Source organism: Bacillus sp. FF-1 (genome assembly GCF_028548245.1).
GTDB classification, from domain to species: domain Bacteria; phylum Bacillota; class Bacilli; order Bacillales; family Bacillaceae_G; genus Bacillus_A; species Bacillus_A paranthracis.
Map to the genome: position 1 here is coordinate 581540 of NZ_JAQQGG010000001.1, position 18524 is coordinate 600063.

At 34.5% G+C, this 18524-nt stretch carries 18 protein-coding genes and 1 pseudogene; 14 read left to right on the forward strand and 5 right to left on the reverse strand.

Annotated elements, in window-relative coordinates:
* Positions 1–21: 21 nt before the first annotated feature.
* From PQF83_RS03130 to PQF83_RS03175, 10 genes are all read left to right on the forward strand, one after another.
* The gene (locus PQF83_RS03130) at positions 22–297 is read left to right on the forward strand and encodes a flagellar biosynthetic protein FliQ (RefSeq protein ID WP_001098085.1); all 276 of its coding nucleotides are present in this window, start codon (positions 22–24) and stop codon (positions 295–297) included.
* Positions 298–312: 15 nt separating this feature from the next.
* Positions 313–1074 carry a flagellar biosynthetic protein FliR gene (locus PQF83_RS03135; protein ID WP_001055694.1) on the forward strand — a complete coding sequence of 254 codons (762 nt, stop codon included), beginning with the start codon at positions 313–315 and terminating at the stop codon, positions 1072–1074.
* A 10-nt stretch (positions 1075–1084) separates the two neighbouring features.
* On the forward strand, positions 1085–2131 hold the full coding sequence (gene flhB / locus PQF83_RS03140) for a flagellar type III secretion system protein FlhB (protein ID WP_001030101.1): 1047 nt from the start codon (positions 1085–1087) through the stop codon (positions 2129–2131).
* Positions 2132–2154: 23 nt separating this feature from the next.
* Entirely contained in the window at positions 2155–4221 is a 2067-nt protein-coding gene (flhA, locus tag PQF83_RS03145; protein ID WP_000472546.1) for a flagellar biosynthesis protein FlhA, read from the forward strand.
* A gap of 14 nt (positions 4222–4235) precedes the next feature.
* Entirely contained in the window at positions 4236–5546 is a 1311-nt protein-coding gene (flhF, locus tag PQF83_RS03150) for a flagellar biosynthesis protein FlhF (RefSeq protein WP_000446188.1), read from the forward strand.
* Positions 5547–5588: 42 nt separating this feature from the next.
* A complete protein-coding gene (locus tag PQF83_RS03155) occupies positions 5589–6362 on the forward strand; it encodes a flagellar basal-body rod protein FlgG (protein WP_001013943.1) in 774 nt (257 codons plus the stop codon).
* A 160-nt stretch (positions 6363–6522) separates the two neighbouring features.
* A complete protein-coding gene (locus PQF83_RS03160) occupies positions 6523–7359 on the forward strand; it encodes a TrmB family transcriptional regulator (RefSeq protein WP_000343379.1) in 837 nt (278 codons plus the stop codon).
* Positions 7352–8077: an AzlC family ABC transporter permease gene (locus PQF83_RS03165; protein WP_000029966.1), complete on the forward strand. Its 726-nt coding sequence runs from the start codon at positions 7352–7354 to the stop codon at positions 8075–8077. The genes PQF83_RS03160 and PQF83_RS03165 overlap by 8 nt, the downstream gene beginning before the upstream one ends.
* The gene (locus PQF83_RS03170; RefSeq protein WP_000425940.1) at positions 8068–8379 is read left to right on the forward strand and encodes an AzlD domain-containing protein; all 312 of its coding nucleotides are present in this window, start codon (positions 8068–8070) and stop codon (positions 8377–8379) included. Before PQF83_RS03165 ends, PQF83_RS03170 begins: the two co-directional genes overlap by 10 nt.
* A 62-nt stretch (positions 8380–8441) precedes the next feature.
* On the forward strand, positions 8442–8612 hold the full coding sequence (locus PQF83_RS03175; RefSeq protein WP_000602230.1) for a DUF3951 domain-containing protein: 171 nt from the start codon (positions 8442–8444) through the stop codon (positions 8610–8612).
* Between the two features lie 25 nt (positions 8613–8637).
* On the opposite strand, the pseudogene PQF83_RS03180 reads toward PQF83_RS03175, so the two are convergent.
* The 3 genes and pseudogenes from PQF83_RS03180 to PQF83_RS03190 form a co-directional block, all read right to left on the reverse strand.
* A pseudogene (locus PQF83_RS03180) lies at positions 8638–8996 on the reverse strand (hypothetical protein).
* The gene (locus PQF83_RS03185) at positions 8997–9602 is read right to left on the reverse strand and encodes a dienelactone hydrolase family protein (RefSeq protein WP_000727634.1); all 606 of its coding nucleotides are present in this window, start codon (positions 9600–9602) and stop codon (positions 8997–8999) included.
* A gap of 2 nt (positions 9603–9604) precedes the next feature.
* Complete coding sequence (locus PQF83_RS03190) at positions 9605–9940, reverse strand: antibiotic biosynthesis monooxygenase family protein (RefSeq protein ID WP_000794574.1); 336 nt, start codon at positions 9938–9940, stop codon at positions 9605–9607.
* Positions 9941–10226: 286 nt separating this feature from the next.
* On the opposite strand from PQF83_RS03190, the gene PQF83_RS03195 reads away from it, so the two are divergent.
* The 4 genes from PQF83_RS03195 (at position 10227) to PQF83_RS03210 (ending at position 16993) form a co-directional block, all read left to right on the forward strand.
* Positions 10227–13553: an isopeptide-forming domain-containing fimbrial protein gene (locus PQF83_RS03195; protein WP_000556177.1), complete on the forward strand. Its 3327-nt coding sequence runs from the start codon at positions 10227–10229 to the stop codon at positions 13551–13553.
* Positions 13554–13593: 40 nt separating this feature from the next.
* Positions 13594–15255 (forward strand): SpaH/EbpB family LPXTG-anchored major pilin, encoded by a 1662-nt coding sequence (locus tag PQF83_RS03200; protein WP_000821081.1) that lies wholly within the window; start codon positions 13594–13596, stop codon positions 15253–15255.
* Positions 15256–15346: 91 nt separating this feature from the next.
* On the forward strand, positions 15347–16147 hold the full coding sequence (locus PQF83_RS03205) for a class C sortase (protein ID WP_000827791.1): 801 nt from the start codon (positions 15347–15349) through the stop codon (positions 16145–16147).
* Positions 16148–16168: 21 nt separating this feature from the next.
* Positions 16169–16993: a class C sortase gene (locus PQF83_RS03210; protein WP_033671938.1), complete on the forward strand. Its 825-nt coding sequence runs from the start codon at positions 16169–16171 to the stop codon at positions 16991–16993.
* Between the two features lie 58 nt (positions 16994–17051).
* Here the strand turns inward: PQF83_RS03210 and PQF83_RS03215 are convergent, their stop codons facing one another.
* Positions 17052–17231 (reverse strand): H-type small acid-soluble spore protein, encoded by a 180-nt coding sequence (locus PQF83_RS03215; RefSeq protein WP_001025740.1) that lies wholly within the window; start codon positions 17229–17231, stop codon positions 17052–17054.
* A 66-nt stretch (positions 17232–17297) separates the two neighbouring features.
* Complete coding sequence (locus PQF83_RS03220) at positions 17298–18509, reverse strand: helix-turn-helix domain-containing protein (protein WP_000212358.1); 1212 nt, start codon at positions 18507–18509, stop codon at positions 17298–17300.
* Positions 18510–18524: the final 15 nt, after the last annotated feature.

Below are 18524 nucleotides of genomic sequence, written 5' to 3' on the forward strand. Positions count from 1 at the left end.
TATGTGATAGGAGTCATATAAATGAATACGTCACCAATTATAGATATTTTTCAAACCTTTTTTTATAAAGGGGTTATGATTTTAATGCCGGTTGCCGGTGTTAGTATGATTGTCGTTATTATCATCGCTGTCATTATGGCGATGATGCAAATTCAAGAACAAACGCTGACGTTTTTACCGAAAATGGCGAGTATTGTACTCGTTATTATCATTTTAGGTCCGTGGATGTTTCAAGAGTTAACGACGCTTATTTTAGATTTATTTGATAAAATTCCATCGCTATTGCGTTCGTACTAAGTTAGGGGAACTGAAATGAATATGGAATTATGGGCGGCGACGTTTTTTGCGTTTTGCCGCATTACTTCATTTTTATATTTTTTACCGTTTTTCTCAGGGCGATCCATTCCAGCTATGGCGAAGGTTACATTTGGACTTGCTCTTTCCATTACTGTTGCCGATCAAGTGGATGTCTCTCACATAAAGACAACTTGGGACGTTGCAGCTTATGCTGGTACGCAAATTGTAATTGGATTATCACTTTCAAAAATTGTAGAAATGCTGTGGAACATTCCGAAAATGGCCGGGCATATTTTAGACTTTGATATCGGTTTATCACAAGCAAGTTTGTTTGATGTGAATGCAGGTTCACAGTCTACTTTACTATCAACCATTTTTGATATATTTTTTCTCATTATTTTTATTTCACTTGGCGGCATTAATTATTTCGTTGCCACGATTTTAAAGTCGTTTCAATATACAGAGGCGATTTCAAAATTGCTGACGACTAGTTTTTTAGATAGTCTACTCGCAACGTTATTATTTGCGATCACATCAGCGGTTGAAATTGCTCTTCCGCTTATGGGAAGTTTGTTCATCATTAACTTTGTTTTAATTTTAATCGCAAAAAACGCTCCGCAATTAAACGTTTTTATGAATGCGTACGTTATTAAAATTACGTGTGGTATTTTGTTTATTGCAATGAGTGTACCGATGCTCGGTTATGTATTTAAAAATATGACGGATGTATTGCTTGAGGAATATACGAAACTATTTAACTTTTTCTTAACGAAGTAGGGGGACGCGCATGGCAAAGGATAATAAAACAGAAAAGGCCACCCCGCAGAAGCGTAAAAAATCGCGTGAAGAAGGGAATATTGCCCGGAGTAAAGATTTAAATAATTTATTTTCCATTCTTGTATTAGCAGTTGTCGTTTACTTTTTTGGAGATTGGCTAGGGTTTGAGATTGCCAATTCCGTATCGGTGCTGTTTGATCAAATTGGAAAAAATACAGATTCGACCGAGTACTTTTATTTAATGGGGATTTTACTATTAAAAGTATCAGCTCCCATATTAATACTCGTATACGCTTTTCATTTATTCAATTATATGATTCAAGTCGGTTTCTTATTTTCTTCTAAAGTTATTAAGCCGAAAGCGTCACGTATTAACCCAAAAAACTATTTTACGAGATTGTTTAGTCGTAAAAGTTTAGTAGATATTTTGAAATCACTATTTTATATGGGATTAATCGGTTATGTTGCTTACGTTCTTTTTAAAAAGAATTTAGAGACAATCGTTAGTATGATTGGATTTAACTGGACAGCGTCACTTACTGAAATTATTAGGCAAATTAAATTTATCTTTTTAGCTATTTTAATTATATTAATCGTTCTTTCTATTATTGATTTTATTTATCAAAAATGGGAGTACGAACAAGATATTAAGATGAAAAAAGAAGAAGTAAAACAAGAGCATAAAGATAATGAAGGGGACCCGCAAGTAAAGGGGAAACGAAAAAACTTTATGCATGCCATATTGCAAGGAACAATTGCGAAGAAGATGGATGGCGCAACGTTCATTGTAAACAATCCGACTCATATTTCGGTCGTACTCAGGTACAATAAACACGTTGATGCAGCACCAATTGTCGTTGCAAAAGGGGAAGATGAACTCGCATTATATATACGAACGCTTGCCCGTGAACAAGAAATACCAATGGTGGAAAACCGTCCGCTTGCTCGTTCTTTATATTATCAAGTCGAGGAAGATATGGCGATTCCAGAAGATTTATACGTAGCTGTAATTGAAGTTATGCGCTATTTAATTCAAACGAATGAACTTGAAATATAATAGCGCGTTTGGAGGAGATCTCTTTGTTTAAGATAGATTCTGCAAGAACCTATTTTTCTATCTTTTTAGCAGCGTCATTCGTAGTGGCGCTCTTAATTCCACTTCCACCATTTATACTTGATATCATTATCGTTTTTCTACTAAGTATGTCAGTGCTTATTTATATGCGAGCGACAAGTATTAACGAGTGGGATGAATTAAAGTCATTTCCGACGATGTTGTTATTAATCGGAATTTTCCGCGTATCGATTAACGTATCGACGACGCGAGCGATTTTGACAAACGGAAATGCCGGTCATGTTATTGAAGAGTTCGGTCAATTCGTAATTGGCGGGAACTTATTAATTGGTATCGTTATTTTTACAGTATTAATCATATTCCAGTTTATCGTTGCAAATGGTGCATCTCGTACAGCTGAAGTTGCAGCTCGTTTTACACTTGATTCTTTACCAGGGAAACAAATGTCAATCGATGCTGATTTAAACCAGCGTATTATTTCAGAAAAAGATGCACAAGCGAAGCGAAAAAAATTAAATATGGAAACAGAGTTTTACGGAGCGATGGATGGTGCCGGAAAGTTCATTAAAGGGGACGTTATTTTCGGGATCGTCATTTTATTCGTAAACATTATTTTCGGTTTAATTGTCGGCATGATGCAGCAAGGAATGAGCTTTGGTGAAGCAGCTCTTCATTATACACAGCTAACTGTCGGTGACGGAATTGTAAACCAAATTGGTTCGTTAATGCTTGCGATTTCAACTGGTATTATCGTAACGCGTGTATTTGACGGCTCACCGGATACGGTAACGGAAGGTATCTTTAAAGAGTTATTAGCGCATGAAGTCGTTGTATATGCGCTTGGCGGTTTATTTATCGCAATGGGTATTTTTACTCCGCTACCATTTCTACCATTCGCACTCGTTGGTGGAACAATTATCTTCTTAGGAATTCGAAATAAAAACCGAATGAAGAAAGAAAAAGAAGATGAGCTTCAAAAAGAATTAGAAATGATTCAAGGCGAAGATGAGCAACTGCAACAAGTGGAAGATTCATTTGGCGTATTTACAGATAAATATCCAATTATTGTAGAACTAGGTTTAGATTTAGCAGCACTTGTAAAGCAGAAAATTAACGGGGAAACAGCTCGTGATAAAGTTGTTCTTATGAGGAAGTCAATTATTACCGACCTTGGTATTAACGTTCCTGGAATTAATTTTAAAGATAATACGAGTTTTAGACCACGCGGACGTTACATTATTCGCATTAAAGGTGCGAAGGCAGCTGAAGGTGTTTTGAAATCAGGTTACTTATTAGCACTGAAAACACCGAACGTAATGGCCGATTTAGATGCAGAACCAGCGAAAGATCCGATTTTTGGCGAGGATGGATATTGGATTTTAGAGCATATGGTACAAGATGCACAAATGAAAGGCTATCAAGTATTAGAGCCACTTAGCATATTAATTACGCATTTAGATGTTGTCGTTAGACGTAATCTTCATGAGTTAATTCAGCGTCAACATGTAAAAGACTTAATTAATTCGCTTGAAAATGATAACGGCGTTTTATTAGAAGAGATTAAGAAGAAAGAAATTGACTTATCACTCGTTCAAAATGTTATTAAACAACTACTAAAAGAAGGTATTTCTATTCGTGATTTACCAACCATTATTGAAGGTATTATTGACGGAAAAGAAATTTATCAAAATCATGTTGACGGCGTAACGTCATTCGTCCGTGAATGTATTTCAAAAGTTATTTGTGAAAATGCGAAAAATCCTGACGGTAAAATATATGCGGCACTCTTCTCAGATACAATTGAGTTAGACGCAGACGTTGTGAACAATTCTTATCAAGGTTATTTATTAAACTGGGATTTAGATTTAGAAACGCGAGTCGTTGAGCAAGTACAACGCGTATTGAAACAAGCGAGGTTAATGGGAAGAGAACCAGTATTATTAACGCGTAGAAAAGATTTCAGATTTGCGATTGTAAGACTTCTTGAGCGCTATCAAGTAGAAGCGCAAGTACTTTGTATTAGCGAATTAGCACCAGAAATTGTTGTAGATCAAATTGCCTATATTGAATAGTAGGGGGTGAAGTAATGGAAAGTACAGAAAAGAAAGAAGCGTTAATGCGAATAAAAGCAGCTTCGAAAAATGAATTGTATCGAAAGTTATTTGACCAATATGGTACAGATTATTATTACGTTGTCGATGAAAGTGTAAAACGAAATATCCCGTTTTTTTGGAAAAAGAATTATGAAATGTTAGTTGCTTTTCCAGAGGATAAACAGGAAGAAGTGAACGAAGGTACAGCTGAATTTCATGAACAATTAATGGATGTTGTGAATGATCCTTCAGAACAAATTGTGAAGGCGAACGGAATTCAATCGGTACTGCACAATTTAGAAAACGTGACGACTCCTATGTCGTACGCGGCAATGCAAACAGGAAATAGTGAAGAATGGGCAAGAAAGAAAGAGAAACTATTAAAGCTGTTTGAAAAAGGGATCGTCGTTGTGAAACAGACGGAAGAAACGAAAGTAACGAAAAAGCAAAAAGCTGTGAAAAAAGTCGTTCCTGTCAAGAAAGAAGAAGTGGTTGTAAAAAAAGAAAAGCAAGAATCTGTACCATTTATTATTCAAAAAGTAATTCGCATGCTAGAGCAAAACGATGTAGAACAATATTTCATTCATGCATATGCTGAAAAGCTAAAAGTGAAGTTTGAGAATGCAACGATGATTACAGAAGAAGAAGTAATCGAATATATATTGGAAGATATGAGATCTCATTTCAACACAGAAAACGTATTTGAAAAAGAAGTACAAACAATTGCATTAATCGGTCCAACTGGTGTTGGAAAAACGACGACACTTGCGAAAATGGCGTGGCAATTTCACGGTATGAAAAAAACGGTTGGTTTTATTACGACAGACCATTCGCGCATTGGAACAGTGCAGCAACTGCAAGATTACGTAAAGACAATTGGATTTGAAGTAATCGCTGTGCGTGATGAAGCTGCAATGACAAGAGCGCTTACGTATTTTAAAGAAGAAGCGCGCGTCGATTATATTTTAATTGATACAGCTGGGAAAAATTATCGTGCGTCAGAAACTGTGGAAGAAATGATTGAAACGATGGGACAAGTAGAGCCAGATTATATTTGTTTAACGTTATCAGCTTCGATGAAAAGTAAAGACATGATCGAAATCATTACGAACTTTAAAGATATTCATATTGATGGTATCGTCTTTACGAAATTTGATGAAACAGCAAGTAGTGGTGAATTGTTGAAAATTCCAGCAGTATCATCAGCTCCTATTGTATTAATGACAGACGGACAAGACGTGAAGAAAAACATACATATCGCTACAGCGGAACATTTAGCGAAACAAATGTTACAAACATCATAGAAAAGAGGTGAAGGATAAGGCGATTGCCTTATTCAAACGAGTATGAACGGTCTTTATATAGGTTCTATGGGTATGATGAATTACATGCAGCGCATTAATGTTCATTCAAATAACGTTGCAAATGCTCAAACGACAGGATTTAAAGCAGAAAATATGACTTCTAAAGTATTTGATGTACAAGATACATATCGCCGAGGAGATGGTGCTGTAACAAATATCGGTTCGGTCGATTACGCTGTAGTACCAGCCGCAACGCATGTGAATTTAGTACAAGGAAATATACAAATGACAAATAGTGCTACAGATTTCTTTTTAGATGACGGTGCAAACGGTACAACATCATTTTTCGTTACATCTAAAAACGATGAAACGTTTTTAACGAGAGATGGTAGTTTTACAATAAATAGTGATCGTTACTTGCAAACATCATCTGGTGCTTTTGTTATGGGAGAGAATAATGAACGTATTCGTATTCCTGAAGGAGCAAAGGTAGCTGTACAAGCAGATGGTACATTATATGATGAAGTAACACAAAATAATATTGCTCGCCTGCAAACAAAAACAGTAGATGCAGAAGCGAATTCTCGTCTAATGCAAAGAGAAAACAAAAGCTTTACACTAGCAGAAGGAAACATTGCTGATTTACCGAACGGAACAGGATTAGTAAAAAACCATATGCTAGAAAATTCAAATGTAGATATGACGAAAGAGATGGCAGATCTTATGACGGATCAAAGAATGATTTCAGCATCACAACGCGTTATGACTTCGTTTGATAAAATTTATGAAAAAGAAGCGAATGAAATATTGAGATAGGGACTTCCGTTAGCGGAAGTCTTTTTTATTTTTCATTTAAATTTCAGAATTCTCAATTGACTTTGCAGGTCTGTTTTTTTATATTAGTAGGTATACTAATAACTACTAATGTGCATACATCGTTTTGAAATGAGAGTTATATAGATTGTGAGGGGTACTGATGGATGAAATTATAAAAGAATTACAAAAGTTAGGTTTTTCCCAGTACGAATGTAAAGCGTATATTGGACTACTAAAACATTCCCCAGTAACTGGGTATGAAGTGAGTAAACAAACAGGAGTACCTCGTTCTATGATTTATGAGGTACTCGGTAAGTTAATGGATAAAGGAGCGGTGCATATTGTACCTTCTGAACCAGTTAAATATGTACCAGTACCAGCTACCGAATTAATGAATCGAATGCGAAAAGACTTTGAAAAGTCCTTTGAATTTTTAGATGAGAAATTAAATAGTTTAGAACAAGAGCGACAAATAGATGTAATTTCGCATATTCGCTCAAATGATCGGGTTTTGAAGGAAATATGCAATATAATTAATAGAGCGAAGAAAGAGTTATGGATTTCTGTATGGGAAGATCAAGTGCATGAAATTGAGCCATACATTCATCAAAAGGAAGAGGAAGGTGTACATATATTTTCAATCTTATTTGGCGCTCCTGATACAAAAATAGGCGCGACGTTTCACCATAATTATATGACGCCTCACGTTGTTGAAAAGAGAATGGGTGGTCATTTAACTGTAATCGCGCGTGACGGGGAAGAAGTATTAATTGCGAACTTCTCAAATGATAGCACTTCATGGGCTGTTACAACGTATGACCCAGCTCTAGTTCTCGTTGCTACAGAGTATGTGCGACACGATATTATGGTTGAAGAAATTACGAAGGAATTTGGAGCTGATAAGTTAGATACGTTGTGGCGTGAAAATATAGATTTAGTTCATGTCGTAACAGGAAAACGAACTTTAGAAGAAATGGAGGATGATAGAGATGAGTAAAGCTGAGGCTCATGTAGCTTTGCAGAGCGATGATACATTTCAGCAAGGAGTAAAAGATTGTTTACCAACTGTATTTGGTTATTTAAGCATCGGCATAGCAGCTGGTGTAATTGCAAAAACAGCTGGTTTCTCCATTATTGAAATTGCGTTTATGTCCACTTTAATTTATGCAGGTTCTGCCCAATTTATATTAGCTGGTATGTATGCAGCTGGTGCTCCTGCTTCTGCAATTATTTTTACCGTATTTTTTGTTAACTTGCGTCACCTTCTTATGAGTGCTGCACTTGCGCCGTACTTTACGAAACTGCCTCTATTTAAAAACTTACTAATCGGTTCGCAAATTACAGATGAAACGTTCGGCGTTGCAGTACAGCATGCAGCGCAAAAAGGATATTTAGGTGAAAGATGGATGATTGGGCTAAATGTAACGGCTTATTTAAATTGGATTCTTGCTACTATTATCGGCGGGCTATTTGGTGAATGGATACCAGATCCGCATACGTACGGTATGGATTATGCATTACCAGCGATGTTTATCGGATTATTTGTACTTCAGCTCATAAGTAGTAAACCGAAACTGGCAATTCATCTTACTGTTGCAATTGTAGCGATTATAATTGCGTACGTTTCACACTTATTTATGCCAGATAGTATAGCGGTTATTATCGCAACATTATTAGCTGCGACGATTGGAGTAGTGATTGAAAAATGGAAATGAGATTAGACGTATTATTACTTTTATTAGCAGCAGGAGCTGTCACACTCGTGCCACGTATTTTACCTCTACTCGTATTTAGCAAACTACAAATTCCAGACTGGGGTTTAAAATGGTTAAATTACATACCAATCGCGATATTAGCAGCACTTTTAGCGCAAGTTTTATTTATGCATGACACGATGCAGTGGGATTACTTGATTGCAGCAATTCCAACATTTCTTGTAGCGATATATACTCGTAGTTTATTAGGTACAGTATTAACTGGTGTGATTGTGATTATTTTGTTACGTTTCTTTTTCTAAAAAGGATTACGCTCATATAATAGCGAAAAGTGTAATAACATGAAAAATATAGGGGTGGTGTTATGATACTTTTAACGATAGGAGCAATTTTGTTAACGTTGTTTATTTTCTTTATTATCGGCTTCATTACGTTTATGATGTTTGTTGATAAGGCGACACCTCAAATATATTATACACCTTGTGAATCAGTGACAGTGAAAGCTAAAGGTAAACATAAAAGGAAGAAAAGTTGAAAGTTGACTTTTCTTCCTTTTTCTATCACATCCCCGAAAGAACTAACAACAATAACCCAAATACAAAACTAATAAAGGAAAGAAAACCGATACATATCGAGAACACACGATTGTTTCTCCATTCGCGCCAAAAAGTGATAAAACCTAAAATACAAAGGAAAAACCAAATGGGCAGGAATAGGAACTCGCTAATTTTCTCAGGGAATAACGTATAAAAAGTTGATAAATATAAAATCCAATTTGTAAAAAATAAAATGCAAACGATAATAGATTGTAAGTAGGGGCGTTTGGAAAACGCTCCCTTTTTTACGGTTACTAAAATAATAGTTAGCACGAGAAAAAGGCAATGAATAGGAAAATAAGTAAGAGTAATGTAAGTGTCATTTACATCTCCTTTATAAGAGTGTTTTTTACAAGAAATGAATCTATTATATTGTATGCTTGATTTGTAGAGTGCCCGTTATATTTTTCGGTGTACGGATTTAGAAAACCATGTTCACCGTGTAGTTGGTGTATTTCTAATAAAGGATTTTTTTGTTGCTGCAACGATTGAATGAAAGAGGGTACTGAAAAACTAGCTTCTTTTTCAGGGAAAATAAGTAAGGTAGCACATGATGGTTTCATATGAATATAGTCACGTATACGAGAACCGTAACATCCGATAATAAAATCTATGTTCGGATTGTTACTACATAGCCATGAGATGGTAGCACCAACACTAAAGCCGATAAGTCCAATATGTGTGTAACGACTAGAAAGATGAGTAATGAATGTTTCAATTTGCTTTTTTCCATCTTCAAATCCAATATGATTCATAAAAAAATGATATGCTTTTTCTTCATCACTATAAGGAAATGCAGGTTGCGATTGTAGCAGATTAGGACAAAATACATCTATATGAGATGAAGTGAAGTGGTCGGTAACGTGATGCATATGGTCGTTCACACCATATATCTCATGAACAACAACGAGAGCTAATTTTTTCTTCATCGTTATAAAGTACCTTTATGAAATTTAAATTCTTTCTCAACAAGGCAGATACGAAGGTGGAAGTTTTCATACCATTGCTCACGGCCCCTTTCTTTCGCTTCTTTATGTAAGGCATTCTGTTTCCAATTTTCAATCGCCTCAAGTGATTCCCAATAAGAAATTGTGATTCCGAGCCCTGAATGATTTCGTGCACTTTCTACACCTAGAAATCCAGGTTGCTGCTTTGCAAGTTCCTCCATTTTGTCAGAAGTGGCATTATAGTCTGTTGTATCATTTGATAAATTAGAAGTGAATATAACTGCATAATAATGACTTGTTTTTTGTAAATTATTTTTCATATACATTCCCCCTTTTCATCTAGTTTAGCATGTAATAAATAGAAAAGAAGTTATGGCTTCTTATTAATATTTCGTTTTTTTATTGTCACTTGAATGAAGTAAGATGGTTTCTATATTGATATTCGAAATTATTTATCATTAGATATAAATATCATTATATATAAATGTTTAAAAAAGGAAAAAATCACATATTTTGTTAACAAAATATGTGATTTATATTAGAATAATACATATAAAGTATATATATATAATATGTTAGTAAAATTTATTGAAGGAGGTGATCTCTTTGCACAGTAGGATAAAAGAAAATAAAAAAGTATTAAATGCATTTGTAGTTGTTATGAGTTTACTCTTGCTATTATCCCAATTACAGTTTTTAAGTCCGATTGATACAGCAACGGCAGCAGTTACAGATGAAGAAGGGTTTGACACACCAACTTATCAATCCATTCATAAAGGTGATATGTATTCTACTGGTAATGTCAATTTAGGTATTAAAGCCACTGAAGCTCAAAAGAAAACGGCGTTGTATTCTGATATAACGAATACTGCGTATACAGCACCGAATGGCTATACCCGTGAACTCATTGATGTAGATGATGACCCAACAACTACAAATTCATCTAAGGCATATATTCCTGTTCCAGAAGATGCTGAAATTGAATGGGCTGGATTATATTGGAGTTCCACACGTTATGAATTAACGCAGCAACAGTATGTAGCACCAGTTAAGTTCACGACTCCGGCGGGGAAGAGCTTTCAAGTAAAACCAAGTAATACGTATTACGGAAGTGGCTTGCTTTATGGTTTCGGTATTGATGGTACTTATTATTCTAACTATGCAGATGTTACAAAGCTTTTACAGTCCTCTAATTCAAAAGGAGGAAGCTATACTGTAGCAAATATTCCTTATCCAAATACAAAGCTTGCGTATAATTATGGATATTATTCTTTTGCCGGATGGTACATGCTAGTGATCACGAAAGATAAGTCAAAAACAAGAAAAGCATTTACTGTTTATGATGGTGGATTGAAAAGAGCTACTGGATCTGGTGAAAAAGAATTCACTGTGAAAAACTTTCTTGCTTCCAAAACTGGAGATTTAGATCCAAAAGTTTCTGTTTTTGCTGTCCAAGGTGATAGATATTGGCAAGGTGATAAACTCTTTGTTCATACAGATAATACTTGGAAGGAAGTTACTGATAAGCTGAATCCAACAGGTAATATATTCAATTCCACTATTTCTGAATATGAGGAACATATGCGAGATAAGTATCCAGGTACATTTAATCCAGATTATAAAAATAATTTGGGAGTTGATGCAGATTTAATCAAGTTACCAGCAGGATATATTAAACCAGAGCAAAAAGAAATACGCCTAAAAGCTGCGACAGCTGGTGATGACTACGTATTAAACACATTAGCCTTTGCAGTAAATGCAACAGCGCCAGAGCTTGTAATCGATAAGGAAGTAGTAGATGCAAAAGAAAAGTATGAGCCAGGTGATGAGGTTACATATCGTTTAAGGGTGAAAAACATTGAACCGAATTCGAGTTCTGTTGATACAAAAATTGAAGATGTTTTAGATTCACGTCTAGAATTTGTACCAAATTCGGTGAAAATCATTTCTGGTCCGAATGCTGGAAATGAAACAGAACAAGTTGACTATGATGCAAAGACAAGAAAGTTAACAATAAGAATTGGTGAAGGAGCAATTGCTACAAAAGGTGGAATCTATACGGATAAAACACCTGAGACAATCATTGAATTTAAAGCGAAACTAAGGGGAGAAAAGGTAGAAACAGAAATTCCTAATATCGCTGTCGTTCAAGGGATTGATGAGTTAACAGGAAGTCAGGTTGAAGCTAACGATTCTAATAAAGTAGTGGTTAAAGTATTACCCGAGCGAGAAGAGAAACCTGGGAAGTTAGTAGCTACTAAACTAGCTAAAGATATAAATGGTGGTACGCTGAAAGTTGGCGACAAACTAGAATATACAATTCATGCTAAAAATAGTGTTCCAGATTCTATCTTAAAGGCAGTTAAAATTACGGATAACCTTCCTGAAGGAGTAGAGTATGTTCCGAACACGTTAAAGATAAACGGAAAGGAACAAACGGATGTTGAAGATGAAGATTATGCACATATAAAAGATGGAACGATTTATGCTCATTTCGGCGATCTTAAAGGTGAGGAAGAGAAAGCAATTACGTTTGAAGTTGTTGTAAAGCCGGAGATGGCAAATAAGAAAATAAAAAATATAGCAATAGTTGAGACTGATAGTTCGAAAGATAAGGAAAAGCCTGAAGTTGAAACACCGGTTGATCCGTTGTCTGGACAACTAGAATCGAAGAAAGAGATTATTGGTATTAAGCAAGAAAAATTCCATGTCAATGATGAATTAGAGTATCAAATTAAACTTCGAAATAAGGTAGAAAATGGGCTTATTAAAGATATGCGTCTAACGGATAAGCTTCCTGAAGGTATAGAGTATATAACTGGTAGCATGAAGTTAAATGGAAATTTATTGACAGATGCAGTTGACGAGGATGAGGGGTCGTATGAGGATAACACGATTAAATTAAACTTTGGTGACGTACTTGATACAGAAGAACGAACGGTAACTTTTAAAGTGAAAGTTACGCAAGATGCATTAAAAACGAAGGAAATTGAGAACATAGCGGTTGTTGAGGGAAAAACACCAGATAATGAAGATTTACCTCCACAAAAACCGAATGTAAAAACGAATGTGGAAGCAAAGGAACCTAAAGTAAGAAAGATGGTTTCGGATGCAGATGAAAAAGAAGTGGAAAAAGCGACATTACAAAGCATAGATGAAGAGTTTACATGGCATGTAAACTATCATTTTGGTAATGACATTATGAACCTTGAAAAAGTAGTATTGCAGGATGACTTAGAGGATATTTTAACTATCTTACAAGTAAAACTTGTAAACAGCGATGGAGAAGAAATAGAAGTTATACCGCAAATTGATGAACAATTAAAGAAAGTAAGTATTGAGTTACCGAAGCAGGACGGAAATTATGCTTACCTTGCGAATCAATCGTATACAATGCATATTAAGTCAAAATTAAGCGCGAATGTAAATGCAGATATACTAACGAAATACAATGCGAATGATGGTATTCCAAATAAAGCAGAGTTACTGTTTGACCAGAAGAAATTCGTATCAAATGAAGTGTTGGTAGTACCGCCAGCATTAGGGGAATTTGAGATTGAAAAAGTAGATGCGAATGATGAAAATCTCAAATTGGAAGGCGCAGTATTTGAAGTGATTAGTAAAGATGGAAATATAGTATGTAAATTAACAACCGATAAAGATGGTTTGGCAACTTCTATGCCATTAATCGTTGGCAAATATACATTAAAAGAAGTACAAGCACCAAAAGGATATATGTTGATGAGGGAACCAGTAGAAATAGAAGTGAAATCTGGAATGGATTCACAAAGAATAAGAGTAGTAAATAAAAAGAGTGAATTTGTTATTCCAGATACTGGTGGAATAGGGACAATAATTTATTATGTAATTGGTGGAATATTGATGTTTGTTACATTGTTCCTCTTTGTTAGAAAGAGAAATAATGAGAGATAGAAAAAACAAAAGTAATACAAACAATAGGGAGTGGACAACAATGAAAAGGATTTTTAGTTTATTTTTAATCTGTATGTTAGCTTTTTCGACGTTATCTAACATGATTGTTAGTGCGGAATCAAAAAGTACAGGTACTTTAACGATTCACAAGTTTGAACAAAGTAAAGATTCTAAAACAACTACAGAAGGTAATGGAAAAGAAGGACAAACTGTTCCAGAAGATGCAAAACCTTTAGAAGGTGTAACTTTTGAAATTAAACGAATTGAGTCATTTGAAAAAATTTCAAATGATGGAACTGTTATAAAAGAAGATGCAAAGCCAGTAAAAGACGCTGCAATAACAAAGGTAACAAACGCAAAAGGGGAAGCTGTTTTTTCAAATCTTCCGCTAGGACGTTATGAAGTAAAAGCAATTGAGGGTCCAAAACATATTGCGTTGGATAAGACTACTTTTATTGTCGATATTCCAATGACAAGTACAGACGGTAAAGATTTAAATTACGATGTTCATATTTACCCTAAAAATGAAACAAAAAGAGGTTCAGTAGAATTCGTAAAAATAGGTGAAGCTGGTCAAGTGTTAAAAGATGCAGAGTTCCATTTGTTTAAAAAGAATAAAGATGGAACAAGCACACAAGTGAAGACACCAAGTTCATTAGTAACAGGGGAAGATGGTAAAGTTCGTGTAGATTCTCTAGAATATGGGGATTATTATTATTTTATTGAGCATAAGGCTCCAAACGGTTATATAACTAGTAAAGAAGAGCGTCCTTTCTCTATTAAGGAGTCTGGTGAAGTGGTTAAGCTAGAAGATATAAAGAACTATAAAGAACCTACCATTACTAAAAGTATAAATAATGGTTCAAAAGTAGCTGGAATCAATAAAGAGACAGATTATACGTATGATATCAAAACATTACTTCCAGAAGATATTAAATTATATAAAAAATATGTCGTAACAGATATTTTAGATGATCGTTTGGAAATAAAAGGCCAACCAATTGTTATGGTTGATGGAAAGAAAGTTGAAGATGGTAGTGTAAAAGTAGTTGTAGAAGGTCAAAAAGTAACCGCTACAATTGAAGATTTTTCAAAAATAAATGGAAAAGAGCTTCATTTACAAATTACTGCAAAAATTAAAAGTGATGTTGAATCTGGAGTGAAAATTCCAAACAAAGCAGTACTTGATTTTGTAAACAAAGATGATGTTTCATCAGAAAAAGATGGAAAGCCATCTAATGAAGTGGTGGTCACACCGACAGCGGGAAATATTAAAATTGAAAAAGTTGATGGTAAGGATAAGACGCTTAAATTAGAAGGTGCGAAGTTCCAATTACAAGATAAAAAAGGTAATGTTATAAAAGTTAATGGGAAAGAAATGAATGATATAACAGATGCAAATGGTATTATTACATGGAATGAAATCCCGTACGGTGAATATCAAATTGTTGAGACGGAAGCACCAAAGTATAAAGATAAAGACGGTGCAGTCGAACACTATCAAAAGTTAAGAGATCCGATTAATATTACACTTGATGAAAAACACCAAAAAATAGAGCTACAAGTTGAGAATAATAAGAGCGGTTGGATTATTCCAGCAACAGGTGGTATGGGTACAATTCTCTTCACAGTAGTGGGCCTTATACTAATGGCGGTAGCGACATTTATTTTCTTTAGAAAAAAACCTGTAAAAAATTCTTAATTTATATGTTTATAATAATTGAGTTTAGAAAAGAGGAAAGGCATATTGCTTTCCTCTTTTCCACATTTTATCCGTAGTGAAAGAGGCTATTATGAAACGAAATATAATTTTTGGAAGTATTTTTTTACTAGGATTAAGTATATTTCTCTATCCAACTGTAAGCAATTGGTTTGCAACAAGAACACATTATTCAGAAGTAAGTACATATGATGAAGCGATAAAGAGGCTGGAGCAGGAAGAGATTGATCGTAAAGAAATGGAAGCACGAGAGTATAATAAGAAGGTCCAAAATACAACGCAAACATTTTCAGACCCGTTTCATGAAAAGAGTGATGAGGAAAAAAGTTCATATGTAGATATGTTAAATATAGGGGATGTTATGGGGTATGTAGAAATCCCTAAAATTAATGTGAATCTTCCAATTTATCAAGGGACGACGGAAGAAGTACTAAGTCGTGGAGTTGGACAACTGAATGAATCTTCACTACCAGTAGGAGGAGAAAATACGCATACAGTTTTAACGGGACATCGCGGTTTACCTTCAGCGCTAATGTTTACTCATTTAGACAAAATTGAAAAGAAAGATATATTTTATATTCATACATTAGATAAAGTACTTGCCTATCAGGTAGATCAAATAAAAGTTGTGTTACCAAATGAGACAGAAGATTTATTAGTAGTACAAGGACAAGATTACGCAACATTAATTACGTGTACCCCTTATGGAGTGAACACGCACAGGTTACTAGTGAGAGGACACCGTGTTCCATATGATGCTGGTGAAAAAGAAATGATTACAAAACCTTTCATTTTAGAAGATTGGATGATCGTTTTTCCTATTGGTATTATTTGCATTATCCTTCTAATAATCTATTTAAAAAAACGAAAATAGTATGTATTGTGTGGTGAGTGTGTGAGAAGGGGAGTTATAAGCGTAGTATTGTTTCTTACAGGATTATCCCTATTTTTATATCCAATAATTGCTAATTATATAAACAAGTATGTATATAAGACAGAAGTGATACGTTATGAAAAAATGGTTGATGATTTAAAAATAGAAGATGTAAATGAGAAGTTTCGAAAGATGGAAACATATAATAAATCGTTAGGGAAAACTATTTTCAAAATGAGTGACCCATTTGTACAGGATGATGAAATAAGTACGGAACCGTTAAATTTTATAAACAAAGATGAAATATTTGGTACGATTTCTATTCCGAAAATAAATGAGGAATTGCCAATTTACTTAGGAGCAAGTCAAGAAAACTTAAGTAAAGGAGTAGGGCAAATTGAAGGGACTTCTTTACCGATTGGCGGGAAAGATACACATGCTGTATTGGCAGGACATCGTGGATATCACGGAGCAACGATGTTTCGTCATCTGGATCGGTTAAGTGATGGAGATGTATTCTATGTAAAGGTATTTGGAAAGAAGCAAGTGTATAAAGTAATTGGCCGTGAAATTATTTATCCAAATCAAGTGGATAAATTAAATGTAATAAAAGGAAAAGACAAAGTTACACTGCTTACATGTGAGCCATATACATCAAGTAAATATCGTTTGTTAGTATATGGGGAGCGAGTAGAAAGTGAGCAAAAGGAAATGGAACGTCTTAAAAAGAGTGTAGTCGAAGTTAGAAGCTATGAAACAAGAGACATATTTATAAAACTAGCTTGTGGAATAGTAGGCTTCATTGTAATTTGTATTGGTTTGTATGGATTACTAAAGAGAAAATAGGAATGACATTTATATAGAAAAAGAAAAATGCCACTTCAAAAAAATGAAGTGGCATTTCTTATATTTCCTCTAAGCTATTAACTGGAACTGTTAATTCGCGTCCTGGGTTTTTTACTTCATATATGCGGGCGGTTTCATTGCTTTCGTCGACGTGTTGAATCATAACAGGCATGCCTTGAAAACTAACATTCGCTTGCTCCGCTGACACAGAAAGCTCTTTTGCACGTTGAATATTCATTTATATTCCTCCCATCATTATTATCTTTGCTAAAAAAGAGGAATAATATACCATTTCGAGACATTCTTAAAGTTTTTGTATTATTTGTAATGTTTCTTTAATAAATGAAGTGAAGATGGAGTCGGGATAACCATCTATCGTTTGAACTGCTTCTTTTGCTTCTTGCAAAGCAGCTGGTTTATCTTGCAGTTCTATATGGCACAGGGCACGATAGGATCCAGCTGTTAATAACCACGATTGATCAAGTGGATGACTCATATAATCTGGTATGGTAGCGTGTTTTAATGTTTCCAAAGCTTCCTCGTAACGTTTTAAACCATACAGAGATTTTCCTTTTTCAAGATAATACAATCCATTGTCTTGAAAAATTGGTTCGTCTTTTAGTTTTTCGCGAAATTGTTCTAGATGTTCTAATGCGATTGTATATTCATTAGTAATTGTATTGTAGTAATAAGCTTTTAATATATCTATATTTGCAGCGGATAAAGTATCTTCTGTAAAAATGGCAAATTGCTCTGACTTTTTTATGTAATATAAATATCGTTCTTTATCAGTTGTAATGATTTTTTGATAAGATAAAATACGGTAAAATTCATCTGTTTTATAATACACTTGATGTTTTTTTGAAAATGCAAGTGCATCTAAAATGACTTTTTCACATTTATCATAATTGCCGTATGCGAGTAAAATAATTGCTTCTTTTAAATATAATTGTATATGTGTAATCAAATCCATTTCTAAATTCTTCGTTTTATATTCATCGCGAACTTTGGTAATCAACTGTAAACATTCTTTATATTTTTTCCGTTTGTAGAGCATATAGTAAAACAGTAGTTTCGTTTCAGTACTTTCGCGATACAAAGTATATTTTTCAAATATAGAAACAGCTGTTTCAACGTAATATTCAATATTATAATCGTTCATAACAGCTGCTGCTGTTATGAACTGTTTATATAAACGAGCTGTATTTAAAGTTGGAGGTAAATCTGTTTGAACGATAGGTAGTAAAGTTTTGTATACTTCATCGCCATTTGCCTTTATTAGTGGCTCCATTTTTTGAATGAGTTCTACAATTTTTCCTTCATCTTCTTCTAATAAAAAGCTCGGTTCACATTCAAGTTTTTCTGCAATATATTGTAATGTTTTCATAGAAGGTGTAGCTTTTCCATTTTCAATTTGACTAAGCATACTTTTTGTCAATTCTGAACCTGCTAGCTCAGTTTGTGTAAGTTTTTTTTCTTTACGTAATGCTTTAATTTTTTCTCCGAGAGTTGCCATATTGTAGCTCCTTTA

Bases quoted from the DNA above. Each gene is read 5' to 3' on its own strand.
- PQF83_RS03130 (WP_001098085.1), top strand. From the start codon at position 22: ATGAATACGTCACCAATTATAGATATTTTTCAAACCTTTTTTTATAAA.
- PQF83_RS03135 (WP_001055694.1), top strand. From the start codon at position 313: ATGAATATGGAATTATGGGCGGCGACGTTTTTTGCGTTTTGCCGCATT.
- flhB (WP_001030101.1), top strand. From the start codon at position 1,085: ATGGCAAAGGATAATAAAACAGAAAAGGCCACCCCGCAGAAGCGTAAA.
- flhF (WP_000446188.1), top strand. From the start codon at position 4,236: ATGGAAAGTACAGAAAAGAAAGAAGCGTTAATGCGAATAAAAGCAGCT.
- PQF83_RS03155 (WP_001013943.1), top strand. From the start codon at position 5,589: ATGAACGGTCTTTATATAGGTTCTATGGGTATGATGAATTACATGCAG.
- PQF83_RS03160 (WP_000343379.1), top strand. From the start codon at position 6,523: ATGGATGAAATTATAAAAGAATTACAAAAGTTAGGTTTTTCCCAGTAC.
- PQF83_RS03165 (WP_000029966.1), top strand. From the start codon at position 7,352: ATGAGTAAAGCTGAGGCTCATGTAGCTTTGCAGAGCGATGATACATTT.
- PQF83_RS03170 (WP_000425940.1), top strand. From the start codon at position 8,068: ATGGAAATGAGATTAGACGTATTATTACTTTTATTAGCAGCAGGAGCT.
- PQF83_RS03175 (WP_000602230.1), top strand. From the start codon at position 8,442: ATGATACTTTTAACGATAGGAGCAATTTTGTTAACGTTGTTTATTTTC.
- PQF83_RS03185 (WP_000727634.1), bottom strand. From the start codon at position 9,602: ATGAAGAAAAAATTAGCTCTCGTTGTTGTTCATGAGATATATGGTGTG.
- PQF83_RS03190 (WP_000794574.1), bottom strand. From the start codon at position 9,940: ATGAAAAATAATTTACAAAAAACAAGTCATTATTATGCAGTTATATTC.
- PQF83_RS03200 (WP_000821081.1), top strand. From the start codon at position 13,594: ATGAAAAGGATTTTTAGTTTATTTTTAATCTGTATGTTAGCTTTTTCG.
- PQF83_RS03205 (WP_000827791.1), top strand. From the start codon at position 15,347: ATGAAACGAAATATAATTTTTGGAAGTATTTTTTTACTAGGATTAAGT.
- PQF83_RS03215 (WP_001025740.1), bottom strand. From the start codon at position 17,231: ATGAATATTCAACGTGCAAAAGAGCTTTCTGTGTCAGCGGAGCAAGCG.
- PQF83_RS03220 (WP_000212358.1), bottom strand. From the start codon at position 18,509: ATGGCAACTCTCGGAGAAAAAATTAAAGCATTACGTAAAGAAAAAAAA.